Here is a 20,706-nt window from a genome sequence, read left to right on the forward strand (position 1 = left end):
ATGTACGTTTATCGCATTATGCTGTTCTTGGTGTTTGGCGGCTATTTGCTCTCGCCGCTATTGATGAATGGCTGGAGCGATCCCGAGTCCGCCTGGTACCGACCGTTTGCGATTTGGGGCGGCTTAATTGCCCTGACGCTATGGCTTGAGCAGAAGAGGAAGCTCGATGAACGTTGAGCTCATCGGCGTGCTTCTGCTCGGCTTAGGTTACCTGGCGCTACTGTTTGGCTGCGGCGTTGCGGTAGAGCGCGGCTGGGTGCCGGTTCGCATTACCCGCCATCCTGCGGTTTATATTCTAGCGCTTAGCGTTTACGCCAGCGCCTGGGCGATTTACGGCAGCGTGGAGATGGCAGCCAATGCTGGTTTTGGCTACCTCGCCTACTATTTAGGTGCCGCCGGTGCGTTCTTGTTGGCGCCGGTGCTGCTGGTGCCGATCCAGCGCATCACCCGCACTTATCAATTAACCTCCCTCGCGGACCTGTTTGCCTTTCGCTTTCGCTCTCGTTGGGCAGGTACGCTGGTAACGCTGGTCAGCCTGTTGGCGGTGCTGCCGCTGCTTGGCATTCAGGTACAAACGTTAAGCGATGCCATTAATATCGTAAGCGCCAGCCGCACAGGCGGTAGCGTAGCGCTACTGTTTTGCGCACTGATTGCCACCTTTGCGGTGATGTTCGGTGCCCGCCATGGTCAGACGCATGGCCGTCACGACCCCTTGCTCAGCGCGATCGCGTTTGAATCCATCGTCAAACTACTCGCCATGCTGGGGCTAGGAGCGGTAGCACTGTGGGGAGTTTTCGAAGGCCCTGGCGACCTGCAGCGGTGGCTGGAAGGCCCCGGAGCACTGCTGCAGCAGCAAACGCCCCAGCTCGATCCCGCCCAGTGGCGTACGCTGCTGCTGCTGTTTTTCGCCGCCGCCTTTATGATGCCGCATTTATTTCATATCAGCTTTGCCGAAAGCCTTTCCCGGTACACGCTGCTCCAAGCCAGCTGGGCGCTACCGCTCTTTTTGCTATTGATGGCGCTACCTGTCCCGTTGATTTGGTGGGCGGCTCAGTCGGTGCATCCCGACATTCCCATCACCGCCTATGCGGCCTACCTGATGAGCGAACACTGGTGGGTGGGCGCGCTGGCCTTTATCGGCGGGTTGGCAGCGGCCAGCGGCACGATGATTATGATCTCTCTGGCACTCTCTGGCATGGTGCTGAACCACATTGTACTGGTCGCCAGACCACCAGAGGCACGTAGCGATCTCTACGGCTGGCTGCTGTGGCTGCGGCGCGGTTTGGTGGTCGCCGTTATCTTTAGCGGCTGGCTGTTCTACCAATGGATAGGCCGCCATCATGGCTTAATGGGCCTAGGTTTAGCCGCTTTTGTCGGCATGGCCCAATGTCTTCCCGGCATGCTGGCGCTGCTCTATTGGCCAGGCGCTAACCGCAAAGGCATGATCATCGGTCTCGTCGCGGGCATCGGCGTGTGGTTGTGGGGCCTCTGGCTGCCGCTCATGCTGTCCCACCCTCCGCCGGTGTTACCCGTCACTCCGCTAACCGATATCGGTGCGCCGCTCTGGTACAACGTCACACTGCTATCGTTAGCGGTGAATATCCTGCTGCTGATCGTGATATCGCTATTTACGCGCACCTCGGAAGGCGAACAGTCTGCCGCAGAGGCATGTTCTGTCGATGCCGTGATCCGCTCCAAACGCTTTCCGCTTGAAGCCACCACGGCGAGCGATTTTTCGACCCACTTAGCCCAGGCACTCGGCGATGAAGCGGCCAGCCGCGAAGTGAACCGAGCGCTAAACGCTCTCAACTTTACGCCTCAAGAGCGGCGACCCTATGCGCTGCGACGCCTGCGTGATCGTATTCAAGCGAATCTATCAGGCTTAATGGGCCCGTCGGTCGCGCGAGATATCGTCGACCGTTATTTGCCTTACCGCCACGACGACGCGCCTGAAACGGACGATATTCATTTTGTGGAAAGCCGTCTGGAAGCCTACCGCTCTCGTCTAACGGGGCTGGCCCGAGAACTCGACGGACTGCGTCGCCATCACCGCCAGACGCTAGCCTATTTGCCGGTCGGGCTATGTGTTTTGGGGGATGATGATGAACTGATGATGTGGAATCAGGCGCTCTCGCAACTTTCTGGCATCAGCGGTGACAGCGTCATTGGCTCGCGCCGTGACAGCTTGCCCGCCCCCTGGCCAAGCCTGCTGGGCAGTGTGCTGGAAGCTAGCTCAACGCCGCTCTACAAGCAGGCGGTCACCCTGCACGGCAAGGACTACTTCCTGACCTTGCACAAAGCGATTCTGAGCGGCCATGACAGTCGGGGCGGTAGCGTTATCTTGATTGAAGATCATACCGAAATGAAGTGGCTGGAAGATGAGCTCGTCCATGCTGCCCGCCTCGCCTCTATCGGGCAATTAGCCGCCGGGGTCGCCCATGAAATTGGCAATCCGATTACCGGCATTTCATCGCTTGCTCAAAACCTACGCTACGACACCAATGACCCGGCGCTGCTGGAAACGGCCGATCAAATCCAGCAGTTAACCCAGCGCGTGACCAAAATCGTCAATTCGCTAGTGGGTTTTGCCCATGGCGGGCAACCCAGGCTGCCACTACCGACCTCGCCTGTCGCGCTCTCAAAGGTTAGCGAAGACGCATTACACTTGATCCACCTCGCCCGCTCAGGCGAGGATGTTACCTTGATCAATGATACGCCCGACGACGTGATGGTTCGCGGCGATGCTCAGCGCCTAACCCAAGTGATGGTCAATCTACTGAGTAATGCCAGGGATGCCTGCGACCAAGGCGGCCAGGTCCATATTCAGGCAGGTCGTCATAATCAGTTGGCCTGGTGGCAAATTACCGATAATGGGCAGGGCATCGCCCCGCAGGTGCGCGACCACCTGTTTGAACCATTCACCACCACCAAGCCAGCCGGCGAAGGCACGGGTCTTGGTCTGTCACTGGCTTATCAGATAATCAACGAGCATCAGGGTAAAATAGACGTGGCCTCGCCACCGCCCGGACAGCCTCGCGGCACCGCCATTACGTTATGGCTGCCGCTTTACCAACAGGATGATCAGCCAGCCCATGCCCAGGATTCTGATTGTTGAAGATGAAGCGATTATTCGCAGTGCGTTAAAACGCCTACTGGAACGCCACGGCTATGCGGTCAGCGAAGCTGGCAGCACTGAGGAAGCGAGCCAGCTGGAACTCACCGGGTTCGATCTCATCATCAGCGACCTACGCCTACCGGGCGAACCGGGCACGGCCCTGATCGCAGCGGCCTCCCCTGCGCCGGTCTTAATTATGACCAGCTATGCCAGCATGCGCTCTGCCGTCGAGTCGCTTAAACAAGGGGCGGTCGATTACGTCGCCAAGCCGTTTGACCATGCCGAGCTGCTCGAAACCGTTGAACGTATTCTGCACAAACAATCGATGCAGCAAAGCCCACCGCCGGATATCACTGATGAAGGCGGCGGCCGTCACACCATGATCGGCAACTGCCTGGCCATGCAGCAGGTGTACACCCGAATTCGCAAAACCGCGCCCGCCGATGTCACGGTGCTGGTGTTAGGCGAGTCCGGCACCGGCAAGGAACTGGTCGCCAGGGCGATTCATCAGCAGAGCAAGCGAGCCAAGGCCCCGCTTATCAGCGTTAACTGCGCGGCGATTCCTGAAACATTGATTGAGTCTGAACTGTTTGGACATGAAAAAGGCGCGTTTACCGGCGCCAGCGCTGCGCGGACGGGCTTGGTAGAAGCGGCCGATGGCGGAACGCTGTTTTTGGACGAGATTGGCGAATTGCCATTGGATGCCCAAGCACGCCTGCTGCGTGTTCTCCAAGAAGGTGAAATTCGTAAAATCGGCTCGGTAGAGACCCGCCACGTTAACGTTCGCTTGATCGCCGCTACCCACCGCGACCTTCGCGCACTGTCCAAGACCGGCGAGTTCCGGCTTGACCTGTACTACCGCCTAAACGTCATGCAGATCGAGTTACCGCCTCTACGCGAGCGCGAAGACGATGTGCTGGAAATCGCCGACATTCTGCTCGACAAGGCGTGCAAACGCCATGAACGCGCCGGTCTGCGCCTATCTCGTGCCGCCCGGCAGGATCTGCGTGACTACCCTTGGCCAGGTAACGTACGCGAACTTGAAAATGCCCTTGAACGTGGCGTTATCCTTGCCGAGGGCCACTTGATCCATCCAGATGATCTAGGCTTAGCGCCCATCACCAATCGCCCTGTCGCTTCTCCCGCTAATACTCACACGGCCCAAAACGGTATCGACAACCCTGCTGACGATAATGAAGATGATCTCTCTTTAGAGGATTACTTTCAGCACTTTGTGTTGGAGCACCAGGATCAAATGAGTGAAACCGAACTGGCACAAAAGCTCGGTATTAGTCGCAAGAATTTATGGGAGCGGCGCCAGCGTCTTGGCATACCGCGCAAAAAGACCGCCCGGCGTCCTGGGTAAGCAGCTCGCCCCCAGCCCGCCTACAACTAACGTCTAATACACTGATTTGAATAAGAAATATCCAGATTCTCGCTACGTTTATATTGTTACCTTCCCACACAACGACGTGCACAATCGCCCGCACAAGCGGTAACACTTCGCACACAGATCGTTCCATCATTTTTTTAAAAGCCGCCAACATTCTGAAAACTATGATTTATATTTTATGTGGCACACGGTCTGCAATATTACTGGGTAAGAAAAACAAACTGGGCATTGCGGCTGGTCACCAACAAAAACAACATGACCTAGCCACCACCTAAGCCACAATAAAAACAACAGGGCTAGGTAGAGATAGCGGTACGAATAAAAACAATAGGCTTAAATCTCGATACTTGCTGGCGCAAGCAGGATAGGCGCTGATAACAACAATAAAAGAGTAAGTAGCCCGAAAGGACGCGACGTACACCTTTACCTAGCATGCTAATAAAAACAATAGCAGGCAGCGTGTACACCCCGGCGCCAATAATAATTCCCCGGGGGGAGAATAGTTCGCGGTTGGATTATTGTTTTGAATACGAGGCGGTCGGAACTATCGTGATCCTTACGCCTACCGACTGCGGTGCGTATTCAGGGCGATGTGCCATCATGAATAAAAACAGCAGCATGGATGCTGATTGACTGCTTAAAAGGGGAGGCATTTTTGCCTCCCCTTTTCCATGTTTATGCCCTTGAGTTATACGCGCCAACGTCAAATCCTTTGCAAGCCCTATTTGCAAGCCCCAAGGGGTCGGATACACTCAACCATTGGCTATTGATGGTCTGACTTATTCCACGTACTTTATAGCTACGTTTTTACGACTAATTTTCGTACCCTGCGAGTTGAAATTATCGCATGTTTAAAGGATTTACCCGTTTCCTACACAGCCCGGGGGAGCAATTGAAAACCTTGCTTGATCCCCAAGAGAGCACTACCAACGACCTCTCTCCGCGCAACATCCCTCGGTCAGAGCACCCTGTTTCTCGCCAGCATATTAGCGATGCCGCTTTAAAAGTGCTTTATCGCCTAAGCGGCGCGGGCTACGACGCCTATCTGGTAGGCGGCTGTATACGCGATGCGTTGCTTGGCAAGATGCCTAAAGATTTTGATGTTGCTACCAATGCTACCCCCGAGCAGGTGCGCGACCTATTTCGTAACTCGCGCTTGATCGGCCGCCGTTTTCGGATTGTCCACGTGCGCTTTGGCCGCGAGGTCATCGAGGTCACCACCTTCCGTGGTAAACCCCAAGACGAGCATGGCGATCATATTGCACATCAGTCCGACGAAGGTTTACTGCTGCGCGACAACGTATGGGGCAATATAGAAGAGGATGCACTGCGTAGAGATTTCACCATTAACGCTCTCTACTACAATATCGCCGACTTCAGCATCACCGATTTTGCCCATGGTGCCAAGGACATCCAGACCCGCACCTTGCGGTTGATTGGCGACCCAGCAACCCGTTACCGTGAAGATCCAGTGCGCATGCTGCGGGCGGTTCGTTTTGCCGCCAAACTCGATTTCACCATTGCTCCTGACAGCGAAGCCCCGATATACGACCAGGCGCCACTGCTGCTGCAGATTCCGCCTGCGCGCCTGTTCGACGAAGTGCTCAAGCTGTTTATGTCAGGCCATGGTTTAGTCACCTTCCGCCTGCTCAGCCACTACGGCCTGTTCGGCATGCTGTTCCCCGAAGCCGAAGAAGCCATGGCCGATGCCGCCTGGGCAGAAGAGCTCATCGAGCAAGCGCTGACCAATACTGACAAGCGCATTGCCGAAGAGCGTCCGGTGACGCCGGCCTTCCTTTTGGCAGCGTTTTTATGGGCGCCGGTCAAACATCGCCAGGACGAGCTGGAGCAAGACGGTATGCCGCCGATTCCAGCGTTACAGGCTGCTGCTCAGCAGGTGGTTTCTCGCCAATTGGAACACACCTCTATCCCCAAACGCTTTGGCATTCCCATGCGTGAAATTTGGGAGTTACAGCAGCGGCTGCCCCAGCGGCGTGGCAAAAAAGCGTTTCAGACCCGCGAACATCCCCGCTTCCGGGCCGGTTATGATCTGCTGCTACTTCGCGAGCAGGCGGGTGAAATACCGCGCGGCTTAGGCGACTGGTGGACCGCGTTTCAACGTGGCGATGAACACGAACAGCGGCGGCTGCTACAAAAGGTAGGTGGCGACCCAGCAAGCCAAGGCAATCGTCGTCGTAAAAAGCGGCATAAGCCGCGTACGCCAGAGTAGCGGGTCTGATGAGCGAGAGAAATACGTGACGAGCCCCTTCCAGCTCGCCTACATTGGGTTAGGCAGTAATCTTGAGTCGCCTATCGAGCAGATTTGTCAGGCGCTTAATGAGTTAGCCACGCTGCCATTAACTCGCTGGGTAGCATCATCCTCGCTCTATGCCAGTCGTCCGGTAGGACCGCAGGATCAACCCGACTTTATCAATGCTGTCGCAGCACTAGAGACCCGCCTCTCCCCATTAGCGCTGCTCGACCAGCTTCAGGCATTAGAACAGCAACACCGCCGCCGCCGTCAGCGCCACTGGGGGCCACGCACGCTTGACCTTGATTTACTGCTTTACGGCAACGACTCAATTACCCACCCGCGATTACACGTTCCCCACCCTCACATGACGGTGCGCGCTTTTGTTCTGGCGCCATTGAACGAGCTTGCGCCAGCCCTCACCCTTCACCATCAATCACTTTCTGCGTGGCTTGAGGGTATTAAAGATCAGCCTATCGAACGACTAACCGTCAGCACGCGTGAGCCCAACGCTACCATTTGACACATATCTCGACACAAGCTACCCATTCAGGTAACAATTGCCGATTACGCCATCGTCAATAATGGTCGGCTGCCTATGTCGCATCGACCTCACGTAATAACGAGAACACGCCATGAAAACCGTCACCCTGAGCACGCTACAGGCCTATAAACAGGCAGGCGAAACGTTCAGTTGCCTGACCGCTTACGACGCCTCCTTTGCTCATGCGGCGAGTCAGGCAGGTATCGATGTACTGCTGGTCGGTGATTCGCTCGGCATGGTGCTACAAGGTCATAACAGCACTTTACCCGTTACCATCGAAGACATCGCTTACCATACGCGCTGTGCAGCCCGCGGCAAGGGCCATAGCCTATTAATGGTCGACCTGCCCTTCATGAGCAACGCCACGACCGAAGGTCTGCTGCAAGATGCCGGCACGGTGATGCGTGCAGGCGCAGAAATGGTCAAGCTGGAGGGCGAAGCATGGATGGCCGATGGCATCCGCGAACTGACTCGCCGGGGTGTGCCGGTGTGTGCCCACTTGGGGTTAACGCCGCAAACCGTGCATCAGCTCGGCGGCTACAAGGTGCAAGGACGCGACGAGGCCCAGGCGGAGCGTATCATTAATGATGCCAGCATCCTCGTTGACGCAGGCGCCTCGGTCATCCTGCTTGAGTGCGTGCCTGCCAGCCTCGGCAAAGCCGTCTCCGAGGCACTGGAAGTACCGGTAATCGGTATTGGCGCTGGCCCCGATACCGATGGTCAGATTCTGGTCATGCACGATGTACTCGGCGTTACCCACGGTCGTACACCGCGCTTCGTGAAAAACTTCATGGAGGACGCTGACAGTATTCAAAGCGCTTTCCAGCACTACCACGATGCCGTCAAGAACCGCACCTTCCCGGCCCAGCAGCACTGTTTTTGAATCAGCGCTTGGCACCGCTCCTCTTTGTTGATGACATTAAACGACTATGCGCACTTTGCGAGATATTGATCAATTACGCAGCACGCTGCAAGAATACCGCCAACGCGGCCAGCGGATTGCGCTGGTCCCCACCATGGGCAATCTGCACGCAGGCCATCTAGCACTGGTGGCCTGCGCACGTCAGCACGCGGATATTGTGGTAGCAAGCCTGTTTGTGAACCCCATGCAGTTCGGCCCCGGCGAGGATCTAGACGGCTACCCACGCACGTTTAGCGCTGACCAGACACAACTAACCGAAGCTGGCTGTGATGTACTGTTTGCTCCGGCCGCAAGCTCGCTCTACCCCGATGGGTTGGAGACTCACACTCGCGTTCACGTGCCCGTCGCCGGTGAGGGGCTGTGTGGCGGTTCGCGCCCCGGCCACTTCGACGGTGTTTCCACCGTGGTCAGCATGCTGTTTAACCTGGTCCAGCCAGACGTGGCCTGCTTTGGCGAGAAAGATTATCAGCAGCTTGCGGTTATTCGTAAGCTGGTGGCCGACCTGCATATGCCAATCGAGATTATTGGCGTCCCTATCGTACGAGCAGATGATGGCCTGGCGCTGTCATCACGTAATGGCTATTTGAGCGCAGAAGAGCGCTCAACCGCGCCATTGCTGTTTGGTACGCTGTGTACGCTGCGCGATGCATTAGAGCGTGGCGACTCCATCGAAAGCACACTACAGCAAGGCAAAAACGCGCTGTATGATGCGGGCTTTGTGCCTGACTACCTGGAACTGCGCGATGCTTCGCTAGGCCCAGTGAATAAAACGACACGCCAGGCGGTGCTGCTGGCGGCCGCCAAGCTAGGCCCCGCGCGGTTAATCGACAACCTCAGCGTGCAGCTACCGTCCGGGGATGCCGCCACCGCCGGTCATTAAACGACTACCTGGTTATAAAGGAAATCAAATGCATACTATTATGCTCAAAGCCAAGCTACATATGGCTCGCGTCACCCACGCGGTACTTAATTACGAAGGCTCCTGTGCTATCGACGGTGATTTGCTGGATATGGCGGGCATTCGTGAAAACGAGCAGATCCAGATTTACAACGTAGAGAACGGCGAGCGCTTTACTACTTATGCTATTCGTGGCGAAGAAGGTTCACGCCTGATTTCAATCAACGGGGCCGCCGCCCACCTGGCGTCGCCTGGCCACCGGATCATCATCTGCAGCTACGCCCACTATTCAGAAGCCGAGCTGGATCACCACCAACCCGCGCTGGTATACCTGCAGGAAGGTAACCATGTCAGCCATACCAGCCATGCTATTCCGGTGCAGTTAGCGTAACCTTCACACAGCTAATTTATTCTTTTAACGGGCCCAACGCTGGCCCGTTTTTATTTGGCTCTTGCTTTATTTGCCTAGCGTTTTGCGGGTAGTCGGTTTTTGCGGTGCTAAAGCAGATGACTGGGTTGAAGTGCGAAGGGCGTCCCCATTAACCGATCATTCGAACGTACCCACATGAGCCGATTAATCTCTTTTGTTGAATCCCATCTGGTCTGGTTTGTCATTGTTGTCGCCGGGTTGGGCCTAGCTATCCCCGACGCTGGAAAATTCCTTGAACCCCTCATCGGGCCATTACTTGCGCTACTGATGCTTATTATCAGTGTGACCTTCGACGTGCATGACGTACGGCTGGTACTGCGCAAACCATCAAGGCAATTGTTGGCCCTGGGGTTGGTTTATGGACCCATGTCGATTGCCGGGTGGCTGACGGGCCGCCTGTTTTTTGGAAGTGGTCCACTGGCGGCTGGCCAAACCTTACTTGGCACCCTGCCAACGGATGTTTCCTCTCCTCTGCTGGTACTGATGGCCCGGGGCAATGTCGCCCTGGCCGCCGTTTTCAACGCCATTAACACGGCGCTATCTCCGTTCATTGTGCCTTTTCTGTTTTTATGGCTAACGGGGATACCGCTAGAAGTGCCTATAGGCTCGATTATCTTTGAATTAACGGTAGTTATTCTCGTCCCTACCGTCCTGGGCGTAAGCTTACGGACAAAATTCCCTAAGTTTTTTGCCCGCCATGACTCGGCTTATGCGGGGCTTGGGTCAATCATATATCTACTGATACTGCTGGCGGTGGTAGGCCCGAACGCAGCCACCATCATGGGCTATGGTGGGTACGCGTTTGTCATTGCTGGCGCGGCCTTATGCCTTAATCTGATTGGCTATCTGGTAGCCATGACCTCACGGCTTTTCACCACTGATCGCAAAGAAGTGATCACCTACCTCTTTACCGTGAGTAAAAAGGAATTCAGCATTGCCGCTGCGTTTGTGGCCGCCTCGGGGTTACCGTCAGAGATAGCCATTCCTGCCGCTTTTTTTGCAGTGATCCAAATGATCACGTCCCCTATAGCGGCCAAGATCCTCGCACGAGGCTAACCTCCGTGGCCCTTCCCGCGGCACGGCCTATCCAGACAAGCGTTTTTATTTGCTTATAAAAGCGTATTGCCGCCATGCCTCCCCTTCCCCTATGCTGAAGAGACAACCAAGTAAAAGAGTACGGCTAAGAAAGTACGGCTAAGACAGTACGCCAACCGAACAGCAGGTCATTAGCTTGTCTGTTTTTAACGCCAGGAGTCATCTTATGAAAGAAGTAGTCATTGTAGCGGCGCGCCGCACCGCTGTTGGTGCCTTTGGTGGTTCGCTTGCGGGTATCCCCGCAAGCGACCTTGGCGCTTTAGTCATTAAGGATATCCTCGCATCAACCGGTGTTGCCCCCGATCAAGTAGACGAAGTGCTGCTTGGCCAGGTATTGACGGCGGGTGTTGGCCAAAATCCAGCGCGCCAAGCCTCTATCAAAGCGGGTCTACCGGATTCGGTACCTGCCATGACCATCAACAAAGTGTGCGGTTCTGGACTCAAAGCCGTACACCTGGCAACACAAGCGATCCGCTGTGGCGATGCTGATCTGATTCTGGCTGGCGGCCAGGAAAACATGTCGGCGTCGCCGCACGTGCTGCCTCATTCCAGAAACGGCCAGCGAATGGGCGATTGGAAGGCAATCGACACCATGGTGCATGATGGCCTGTGGGATGCGTTCAACGACTACCACATGGGCATCACGGCTGAGAACCTAGCGGAAAAGTATGGGATCACCCGCGAGCAGATGGACGAGTTTTCCGCCCAGTCGCAGCATAATGCGGCCCAGGCAATCAAAGAGGGTAAGTTCAAAAGCCAGATCGTGCCGGTCGAGATTCCCCAGCGCCGCGGTGATCCCATCGTGTTTGATACCGATGAGAATCCGCGCGAAATCACAGCTGAAAAACTTGCCGGTATGAAACCTGCGTTCAAGAAAGATGGCACCGTTACCGCGGGTAACGCCTCATCATTGAACGACGGTGCAGCCGTGGTCATGATCTGCTCTGCAGACAAAGCTAAAGAACTCGGCCTTGAGCCGTTAGCGCGCATTGCCGCTTACGCCAATGCCGCCGTCGATCCGGCTATTATGGGGATTGGACCTGCGCCCGCCACACGCCGCTGCCTGGAAAAAGCTGGCTGGAGCCTGGACGACCTGGATCTGGCAGAAGCCAACGAAGCCTTTGCCGCACAGGCTCTTTCCGTTAATAAAGAGCTGGGCTGGGATGTCAGCAAGGTGAACGTTAACGGTGGTGCCATTGCCCTTGGCCACCCGATTGGCGCCTCAGGCTGTCGCGTACTGGTATCACTACTGCATGAAATGATGGCTCGCGATGCCAAGAAAGGCCTCGCCACACTGTGTATCGGTGGCGGCCAAGGGGTCGCACTGGCTATCGAGCGTCCCTAAACCTAAACACTCCTGATTAGTCAGCGGTTCAGGAAAGCCCTCGCTCATGTTGGCGAGGGCTTTATTGTTCGCCTGCTTCCCCTTCTCAGATACCGCTACTGCTGCCTGCTTCGCACGCGTTTGCTTGTGCTCAAACGCTTGTCTAGCGCGTGCCAGCGCGAAAAGCCTCCAATAAAGCCCAGCCCTGAGGCCACTCCCCCAACTGGCTAGCGGCATTAATATGGCCGCAGTCGCCCACGTTAACAAAGCCCGCTTGCCATTCGTCTGCCAAATTATGCGCAAACGCACTCGTCGCATATGGGTCGTTACTACTGGTAATCACCAGCGCCGGAAAGGGCAGCGGTTGCGTGGGGATATGACGAAAGCTACTGATTTCTGGCGGGCAAGCACTTGAGGCAGGATCGGGTGCGGCCACCAGAAATGCGCCGCGTACTTGAGCCAATCGGCGGGTTTTCTTACCGTCGATATCATTCGCGTGCGCCCAATGCGCTACTAATAGGCATGACAAGCTGTGAGCAACGAGCAACACAGGTCCCTCAGTTTCATCAATAGCGCTGTCCAATGCCTGGATCCAATCGCTCAACTCCGGGGCATCCCAGGAGCCAGGCTTGAAGCGGTAGCTAGTCGGGAGTTGCTGCCCCCATAATGTCTGCCAGTGCTCAGCATCAGAACTGCCGAGGCCGGGAAGAAACAGTAGGCGAGTAGCCATTTGATCACTGCTCATAACAAGGCTCCATAGAGGGTTTATCACACAGGGGCACGCTCAGTTTACCGCTAGCTTAGCGACGCTTTTCTCCCACGATGCTTGAGGGGGTTCGCGCCACCAACAAAGCGCCTAATAAAAATAGCGCCGATGCCGCCCACATGGTAATGGGCAGGCTGGTCGCATCCACCACTCGACCGCCGACCATGGCACCCAAGCCAATCGACATATTAAAGGTAAAGGCCATTAAGGCCGTGGCGGCTTCGGTATTGGGGGCGGTGCGCAATATCCAGGTTTGAATACTGACCGATACGCTGCCAAACACGGCGCCCCATAGCATGAGCAGCATCACGCCACTGCTTGGCTGAACTCCCAACAACGGGAACGCAGCAACCACTATCAGGAGCAAACTAGGAATCGCCAATACCGCGCGGTAAGGGTGCCGTCCTGCAAACATACCGGCAGCGATGTTGCCCAGAATGCCCGCCGCCCCGTAAAGCAGTAACAGGCTGCCTACATGACGCTGAGAAATACCGCTGATATCTTGCAAAATGGGGCTGATAAAGGTGTAAGCGGCGAAGTGACCCACCACCACAAAGGCGGTGGTTAATACCGCCACGCGCACCCCACGATTGCTGAACTGTTGCATCAGTACCCGTAGACGCACGGGCTCGCGTGGCGGAAGAGGCGGCAGCCAACGCCATAACGCAATGGCGGTTAACAGGCTAAAACCTCCTAGCGCGCCAAAGGCGATGCGCCAGTTGCTGAAATCCCCCAGCAACGTGCCCAATGGCACCCCCAACACCGACGCCGCCGCCACGCCGCCAAAAATCATCGTCATCGCTTTCGGCACCTGAGCTTCAGGCACCAGGCGCGGAGCAATACTACCCGCCACTGCCCAAAAACCGCCTATGCTAAGCCCCACCAACACACGGGCGGCGAGCAGCAGGGTAAAGCTGCTCGCCAGTGCCGAGAACACGCTCCCTGCCACCATCACGACCATCAACAAAGTGAGCATGATGCGTCGGTCCAGGCGACCTACGGCAACAGGTAATAGCGGGGCTGAAAAGGCAGCCACCACGCCAGGTACAGTGACCATTAAACCCGCGACGCCAGGGGTAACACTCATCGAATCGGCGACCTGAGAGAGCAGCCCAATCGGCAGTTGCTCGGCGGTCACCAATAAAAAAATCCCTATCATCACGGCGACGACCGCCCACCAGCGCGATGCCTGTGGCTGCTGCATAATTATTCACTCCTAGACTCAAGACGAGGTACTAACAAACAACACCGCCCCCGTAACCAGAAGCTACGAGGGCGGTATCTGAAACCTGACGAGCGATTTAGATGGTGCTGATTAAATCGTTGCGTCGGCTTCCGTTTCTTGTGCGGCAAACGCAGCTTTTTCTTCTTCCGTGATCTCTTTCATCGACAGCTTCACGCGGTTGCGGTTGTCGATATCGAGCACTTTCACAACCACGTCATCGCCTTCATTCAAGAAGTCACGAACGTTATTGACCCGCTCGGCGACGATTTGCGAGATATGCACCAAGCCATCGGTACCCGGCATGATGTTAACGAAAGCGCCAAAGTCAGCGATGCGCACGACTTTACCGTTATACAGCTTGCCAATTTCCGCTTCCGCGGTAATCGCCAGTACGGTGTCGATAGCACGCTTCGCGGCGGCTTTGTCTTCAGCGTAGATGCGAACGGTACCGTCATCGTCCAGATCGATAGACGCGCCGGTGTCTTCGCAAATTTTACGGATCGTAGCGCCGCCCTTGCCAATTACGTCGCGGATTTTGTCAGGATCGATTTTGATCGTCGCCATAGAGGGCGCGTTGTCGGAGACATCGCTGCGGCTCTGGCTGATCACGATATTCATCTGCTCAAGGATACTCAGGCGTGCGGTCAGGGCTTGCTGCAGCGCGAGCTCCATAATCTCTTCGTTGATGCCTTCGATCTTGATGTCCATCTGCAGGGCGGTCACGCCCTCTTCAGAACCGGCGACTTTAAAGTCCATATCACCAAGATGATCTTCGTCACCGAGGATATCGGTCAATACTGCAAAGCCGTCTTCGTCTTTCACCAGCCCCATGGCGATACCGGCGACCGGTGCTTTCAACGGCACACCGGCGTCCATCAGGGCCAGCGAAGAGCCACAGACAGAGGCCATCGAGCTTGAACCGTTAGACTCGGTAATTTCAGACACCACTCGAATGGTGTAGGGGAACGCATCTTCGGCTGGCAGCATCGCCTGTACGCCACGACGTGCCAAGCGGCCATGGCCAATTTCACGACGCTTAGGGCCGCCCATAAAGCCCGCTTCGCCCACCGAGTAGGGAGGGAAGTTGTAGTGCAGCATAAAGCGATCTTTACGCTCGCCTTCCAGCGATTCGATAAGCTGAGAATCACGCAGGGTACCCAGCGTCGCCACCGCAATCGCCTGAGTCTCACCACGTGTGAAAACGGCCGACCCGTGAGCTTTCGGCAACACGCCGACTTCGATGGCCAAGGGACGCACGGTCTGGTTATCACGACCATCTATACGTGGCTCACCTTTTACGACACGTGAGCGCACGACGCGTTTTTCCAAACCAGCGAAGGCACTTTTTACTTCATCGCGACCGAACTTGTCATTAACGGCTTCGCCTTCAACGGCTGCCAGTTGTTCAATCGCCTGGTCTTTCAGTTCGCTCAGCGCATCTTGACGCTGCATTTTATCGGTGATGCGATAGGCATCGCCCACCTTCGCTTCAAAAGCCTCGGCCATGGCGGATTTCAGCGCCACGTTTTCTTCCGCAGCCTGCCATTCCCAACGCGGCTTGCCAGCTTCAGCGACCAATTCATTAATCGCGCTGATCGCCACCTGCATTTCTTCGTGGCCGAACAGCACAGCACCCAGCATTTCATCTTCAAGCAGCTCTTTCGCTTCGGACTCAACCATCAGCACGGCTTTTTCAGTACCGGCAACGACCATGTCCAGCTCAGAGCTGGCAAGTTCTTCAACCGTCGGGTTGAGGAAGTAGCCCTGCTCTTCGTTAAAACCAACGCGGGCGGCGCCGATCGGTCCGCTAAACGGTACGCCAGAGATGCCTAATGCGGCTGAAGTGCCTAGCAGTGCGGCGATATCCGGGTCGTGGTTACGATCCGTGGAGAGTACGGTACATACCACCTGTACTTCGTTCATGAAGCCTTTAGGAAAGAGCGGACGAATCGGGCGGTCAATCAGCCGCGAGGTCAGCGTCTCTTTCTCGGTGGGGCGCCCTTCACGCTTAAAGAAGCCGCCAGGAATCTTGCCCACCGCATAGGTTTTCTCTTGGTAGTGTACCGAGAGCGGGAAAAAAGGTTGGCTTGGGTTCGCTTCTTTACGAGCGACCACAGTACATAACACCACTGTATCATCCATGGTGACCATGACTGCGCCAGTGGCCTGACGGGCAATACGCCCGGTTTCGAGCGTGACGGTGCTACGACCGTACTGGAACGTTTTCTTTACCGGATTCACAGCGACTTCCTTCAGCATTATCAATATCTACTTGTCTATTCGTTTAGGTCGTTTTGACTGGTTACCATTCTAGGCGCTGGAGCGCGATAGGGCTACCAGTTCCCTCACCAGGGAGGGAGAAACACAAAAAAAACGGGCAGCTCCCAAGGAGCTGCCCGTTTCTGATCGTTGCCGTGGAGCTTAGCGGCGTAGACCTAAACGCTGAATCAGTGACTGATAGCGTTCGAAATCTTTACGCTTCAGGTAGTCCAGCAACTTACGACGCTGGTTAACCATACGGATCAGACCACGACGCGAGTGGTGATCCTGCTTGTTGGTCTTGAAGTGATCCTGCAGGCCATTGATGTTGGCGCTCAGTAGAGCAACCTGCACTTCAGGGGAACCTGTATCGTTATCGCCGCGGCCGTATTCAGTAACGATCTCGGCCTTCTTCTCAGCGGTTAAAGCCATCTGTCTCTCCAGTAAGCAATATGCCTAAAAATGAATGGGTGAGACCACGCATATTTGCAGTCTCAAGCTGCTATTTTCACGTAAACGGCTGCCTCCTTGCAACTGTTCTTACGAGATAGCGACCGTACTTAACAGTCGCTTGGGCGCCACTTCCTGGGCGCCTTTCACTACGCCAAGACCAATAAAGGTCTCGGCGTGGTAAAGTCGAGCTACGTCGTCCGACGCTAACACGCCGGTATCGAGAGCAGCAGGTTGGCCATGGGCCAAACGTGAGTGTGCGGTGTCATCTACCGTCAACAACGGCAAATGCTCCACCAGCACATCCACCGGCATTAGCTCAGCTTCTAGTGCCACTTGGTCGGCCAGTGCTTCCAACGCTTCCAGCGTCCACATTGCATCGGCTAAAAACGGCCCAGTTTTGAGCCTTCTTAGCTGACTGATGTGCGCGCCACAGCCAAGCGCCTGACCAATATCTTCGGCTAAGGTGCGAATGTAAGTGCCTTTACTGCAGCTTACCTCCAGCTCAAAAGCGCTGCCGTCAAACGCCAGCAGGCGCGCATCATACACGCTTACCCGCCGTGCTGCACGCTCTACCTGCTTGCCTTCACGGGCCAACTCATAGAGCTTCTTACCCTGGTGCTTTAAGGCTGAATACATCGGGGGCACTTGGTCGATCTCACCGCGAAAACGAGTGAGCACCGCCTCCACGTCATCGACGCTTAGGCTGGGAACCTCATGCTGCTCAATGATGGTGCCTTCGGCATCGCCGGTATCGGTGATCACCCCCAGCTCTACCCGGGTTCGATACACTTTATCGGCTTCCAGCAAGTGTGATGAAAACTTGGTGGCTTCCCCTAAGCAAATCGGCAATAGACCGGTTGCCATCGGGTCCAGCGTGCCGGTGTGCCCGGCTTTTTGAGCCTGGAACAAGCGGCGAACTCGCTGTAAGGCGTGATTGCTGGATAGCCCTTTGGGTTTATCCAGCAACAACACACCATTTACCGGCAGACCACGGCGTTGACGTGCCACTAGCGAGTTTCCTCACTCGTTTCAGCGTCATCCTCGTCATCTTGGTAACGAGCACGATCCGTGGTGACCGCTTCATCAATCAGTGAAGAGAGATGCTGACCACGCACCACGCTCTCATCGAAATGAAAGCGTAGCTCTGGCACATGGCGTAGCTTAATGCGCTTCGCTATCTGACTTCTTAGAAAACCAGCGGCGCGCTTAAGCACCTGCAGGTTCTCTTTGATGCGCTCGGGCTCTTGCTCACCCAACAAGGTAACGTAGACATCGGAGTAGCCAAGGTCACGGCTGACGGTAACGCCACTGACCGTGACCATGCCTAACCGCGGGTCTTTTACTTCTCGCTGGATCAGGACCGCCAGCTCCTTTTGGAGCTGGTCAGCCACCCGGTCGGTACGCTTAAATTCGCGCATGTTTGTCTCCTCGCGGCCTTACAGGCTACGCTCGACCTTCACTTGGTCGAAGACTTCGATCTTGTCACCGACTTGAACATCGTTGTAGTTCTTCACGCCGATGCCACACTCCATGCCGTTACGCACTTCCTGTACATCGTCTTTGAAGCGGCGTAGCGACTCAAGTTCGCCTTCGTAGATAACCACGTTGTCGCGCAGAACACGGATCCGCTTATTACGGAACACGGAACCTTCCACGACCATACAGCCAGCCACAGCACCAATCTTCGGTGCACGGAAGACGTCGCGTACTTCGGCCACACCAACGATTTCTTCTTTCCACTCCGGTGCGAGCATACCGCTCATCGCCTGCTTGACCTCGTCGATCAGCTGGTAGATGACGCTGTAGTAGCGTAGATCCAAGCCTTCACGCTCGATGATCTCGCGGGCAGCGGCGTCGGCACGGACGTTAAAGCCGACCACGATGGCTTCAGAAGCCAGCGCCAGGTTGGCATCGGTACCGGTAATACCACCCACGCCCGAGGAAACCACAGCTACTTCGACTTCATCGGTGGAGAGTTCTTCCAGGGCGCCCTTGATGGCTTCCAGAGAACCTTGAACGTCGGCCTTGAGGACGATGTTGACCTTGGCCACTTCGTCTTGGCCCATCTGGCTGAACATGTTCTCCAGCTTGGCCTTCTGCTGACGCGCCAGGCGTACTTCACGGTATTTGCCTTGGCGGAAGTTAGCCACTTCACGGGCTTTCTTCTCGTCGGCGACGACCATGAAGTCATCACCGGCGTCCGGCGTACCGCCCAAGCCTTGAATCTCGACCGGCATGGCCGGACCAACCGCATCAACTTGCTGGGCAAGTTCATTGGTTAGCGCACGCACGCGACCGTAGTGCAGGCCTGCCAGGACGATATCGCCCTTTTTCAGCGTACCGTTCTGAACCAACACGGTAGCCACAGGACCACGCCCTTTATCCAGACGTGATTCCACCACTACACCTTTACCCGGCGCAGAAGGAACCGCTTTAAGCTCAAGTACTTCGGAGGCCAGCTGAATTGCTTCCAGCAGCTCTTCCATACCTTCACCAGTCTTGGCAGAAACGTGGACAAACTGCGTGTCGCCGCCCCACTCTTCAGAGATAACGCCGTGCTGGGAAAGCTCGTTTTTGATGCGATCCAGATCGATGCCCTGCTTATCGATCTTGTTCACCGCCACCACCATGGGTACTTCAGCGGCTTTGGAGTGCTCAATCGCTTCGATGGTTTGCGGCATCACGCCGTCATCCGCTGCGACAACGAGAATGACCACGTCCGTTGCCTTGGCACCGCGGGCACGCATGGCGGTAAACGCAGCGTGGCCTGGGGTATCCAGGAAGGTGACGCCACCGTGGTTATCTTCCACGTGGTAGGCACCGATATGCTGGGTAATACCGCCAGCTTCGCCGGTCGCCACTTTCGCTTTACGAATGTAATCCAGCAGCGAGGTTTTACCGTGGTCAACGTGACCCATCACCGTGACTACCGGTGAACGGGTAATCTCTTCGCCTTCGTAGGAGATGCCTTCGAGCATTTCCGTTTCCAGCGCATCGTCCTTCACCAGCTTCGGCGTATGGCCCATCTCTTCTACCACGATCGCAGCAGTATCCTGATCGATGGTTTGGTTGATGGTGACCGCCGCGCCCATGTTAAACATGGCCTTGATAACTTCGTTGGCTTTGATCGACATTTTGTCGGCCAACTCTGCCACGCTGATCGATTCAGGGATCGAGACTTCACGCACGATCGGCTGAGTCGGCTTCTGGAACGCATGCTTGCCGTTGCCGGCTTGACTGCCACCACGACGACCACCGCGGCGCTGCTCGGCCCGCTTGACCTTCTTACCACCACCGCCGCGCTTGCGCTCTTCACGATCGCCACGATCTTCATCGTCACGACGGCCTTTATTCTTCGCCGCGGTTTTCTTCGGCGGTGCGGTACGACGGTCAGTACGGCCTTCTTTCGGCGGCGCTGGCGGCATATCGTCACCCGAAGGCGTGTCATCGATGTTCAGATCAGGCACTTCGATGTCAGCCGCAGCCGGTGCTTTTTCAGCTTTCGGCTTGGCTTCGGCCGCTTGCTTACTCGCCGCTTCTTGCTTGCTTGCAGCTTCTTCTGCTGCTTTGGCGGCTGCCTTGGCTTTCTGCGCCGCGGCTTTTTCTTCAGCTTCACGTGCGTCGCTGACCTTACGCTCAGCTTCGGCTTCGGCCATATCGCCAACTAACTGACGTGGGCCCGTATAGCTGGGTTCTGGCGCTTTTGGCTTCTCATCTTCAGCACTTTTAACGTACGTTTTTTTCTTACGTACCTGCACTTCGATGGTTTTACCGCGCTCGCCAGTATTAATACGGCTACGGGTTTTGCGTGTCAGCGTGATGCGGTTTTTACCCGCGTCGCCCGCCTCGCTACCGCCGTGGCTCTTCTTAAGGAAACTCAGCAGCTTCTGCTTATCTTCTTCAGACACTGCATCGCTTTCAGAAGCGTGCTTTAAACCCGCTTCTTTCATTTGCTCTAGTAGGCGAGGCACATCACGGCCCACCTTTACTGCGAAATCTTTAACTGTCATATCTGACATATTGACCCTCCT

17 protein-coding genes are annotated in these 20,706 nt (G+C 55.9%); 10 read left to right on the top strand and 7 right to left on the bottom strand.

The window, feature by feature from the left end:
• From ACFFLD_RS18610 to ACFFLD_RS18655, 10 genes are all read left to right on the top strand, one after another.
• Positions 1–177, top strand: coding sequence for a hypothetical protein (locus ACFFLD_RS18610; protein WP_175540387.1), 177 nt, complete (start codon positions 1–3; stop codon positions 175–177).
• Positions 167–3,115, top strand: a complete 2,949-nt coding sequence (locus ACFFLD_RS18615) for an ATP-binding protein (RefSeq protein ID WP_386043016.1) — start codon at positions 167–169, stop codon at positions 3,113–3,115. The genes ACFFLD_RS18610 and ACFFLD_RS18615 overlap by 11 nt, the downstream gene beginning before the upstream one ends.
• Positions 3,093–4,481, top strand: a complete 1,389-nt coding sequence (locus ACFFLD_RS18620) for a sigma-54-dependent transcriptional regulator (protein WP_386043017.1) — start codon at positions 3,093–3,095, stop codon at positions 4,479–4,481. Before ACFFLD_RS18615 ends, ACFFLD_RS18620 begins: the two co-directional genes overlap by 23 nt.
• A gap of 874 nt (positions 4,482–5,355) precedes the next feature.
• Positions 5,356–6,738 carry a polynucleotide adenylyltransferase PcnB gene (gene pcnB, locus ACFFLD_RS18625; protein WP_386043018.1) on the top strand — a complete coding sequence of 461 codons (1,383 nt, stop codon included), beginning with the start codon at positions 5,356–5,358 and terminating at the stop codon, positions 6,736–6,738.
• Positions 6,739–6,763: 25 nt separating this feature from the next.
• Positions 6,764–7,282 carry a 2-amino-4-hydroxy-6-hydroxymethyldihydropteridine diphosphokinase gene (folK, locus tag ACFFLD_RS18630; protein ID WP_386043019.1) on the top strand — a complete coding sequence of 173 codons (519 nt, stop codon included), beginning with the start codon at positions 6,764–6,766 and terminating at the stop codon, positions 7,280–7,282.
• A gap of 112 nt (positions 7,283–7,394) precedes the next feature.
• Complete coding sequence (gene panB, locus ACFFLD_RS18635; protein ID WP_386043020.1) at positions 7,395–8,186, top strand: 3-methyl-2-oxobutanoate hydroxymethyltransferase; 792 nt, start codon at positions 7,395–7,397, stop codon at positions 8,184–8,186.
• A 46-nt stretch (positions 8,187–8,232) separates the two neighbouring features.
• Positions 8,233–9,105 (top strand): pantoate--beta-alanine ligase, encoded by an 873-nt coding sequence (panC, locus tag ACFFLD_RS18640; RefSeq protein WP_386043021.1) that lies wholly within the window; start codon positions 8,233–8,235, stop codon positions 9,103–9,105.
• 28 nt (positions 9,106–9,133) lie between these two features.
• Entirely contained in the window at positions 9,134–9,514 is a 381-nt protein-coding gene (gene panD / locus ACFFLD_RS18645; protein WP_386043022.1) for an aspartate 1-decarboxylase, read from the top strand.
• A 174-nt stretch (positions 9,515–9,688) separates the two neighbouring features.
• Positions 9,689–10,609 (top strand): bile acid:sodium symporter family protein, encoded by a 921-nt coding sequence (locus ACFFLD_RS18650; protein WP_386043023.1) that lies wholly within the window; start codon positions 9,689–9,691, stop codon positions 10,607–10,609.
• A gap of 205 nt (positions 10,610–10,814) precedes the next feature.
• The gene (locus ACFFLD_RS18655; protein WP_386043024.1) at positions 10,815–11,993 is read left to right on the top strand and encodes an acetyl-CoA C-acetyltransferase; all 1,179 of its coding nucleotides are present in this window, start codon (positions 10,815–10,817) and stop codon (positions 11,991–11,993) included.
• A gap of 142 nt (positions 11,994–12,135) precedes the next feature.
• Here the strand turns inward: ACFFLD_RS18655 and ACFFLD_RS18660 are convergent, their stop codons facing one another.
• From ACFFLD_RS18660 to infB, 7 genes are all read right to left on the bottom strand, one after another.
• Positions 12,136–12,717: an RBBP9/YdeN family alpha/beta hydrolase gene (locus ACFFLD_RS18660; protein ID WP_386043025.1), complete on the bottom strand. Its 582-nt coding sequence runs from the start codon at positions 12,715–12,717 to the stop codon at positions 12,136–12,138.
• Between the two features lie 55 nt (positions 12,718–12,772).
• Positions 12,773–13,942 (bottom strand): MFS transporter, encoded by a 1,170-nt coding sequence (locus ACFFLD_RS18665; RefSeq protein WP_386043026.1) that lies wholly within the window; start codon positions 13,940–13,942, stop codon positions 12,773–12,775.
• Between the two features lie 111 nt (positions 13,943–14,053).
• Positions 14,054–16,222 (bottom strand): polyribonucleotide nucleotidyltransferase, encoded by a 2,169-nt coding sequence (gene pnp / locus ACFFLD_RS18670; protein ID WP_386043027.1) that lies wholly within the window; start codon positions 16,220–16,222, stop codon positions 14,054–14,056.
• Between the two features lie 162 nt (positions 16,223–16,384).
• Positions 16,385–16,654, bottom strand: coding sequence for a 30S ribosomal protein S15 (gene rpsO / locus ACFFLD_RS18675; RefSeq protein ID WP_007111823.1), 270 nt, complete (start codon positions 16,652–16,654; stop codon positions 16,385–16,387).
• 108 nt (positions 16,655–16,762) lie between these two features.
• Entirely contained in the window at positions 16,763–17,683 is a 921-nt protein-coding gene (gene truB, locus ACFFLD_RS18680) for a tRNA pseudouridine(55) synthase TruB (protein WP_386043028.1), read from the bottom strand.
• Positions 17,683–18,093, bottom strand: a complete 411-nt coding sequence (rbfA, locus tag ACFFLD_RS18685) for a 30S ribosome-binding factor RbfA (RefSeq protein ID WP_386043029.1) — start codon at positions 18,091–18,093, stop codon at positions 17,683–17,685. The genes truB and rbfA overlap by 1 nt, the downstream gene beginning before the upstream one ends.
• A gap of 18 nt (positions 18,094–18,111) precedes the next feature.
• Positions 18,112–20,694: a translation initiation factor IF-2 gene (gene infB / locus ACFFLD_RS18690; protein ID WP_386043030.1), complete on the bottom strand. Its 2,583-nt coding sequence runs from the start codon at positions 20,692–20,694 to the stop codon at positions 18,112–18,114.
• Positions 20,695–20,706: the final 12 nt, after the last annotated feature.

The organism is Vreelandella sulfidaeris, from assembly GCF_042429665.1.
Classification (GTDB): domain Bacteria; phylum Pseudomonadota; class Gammaproteobacteria; order Pseudomonadales; family Halomonadaceae; genus Vreelandella.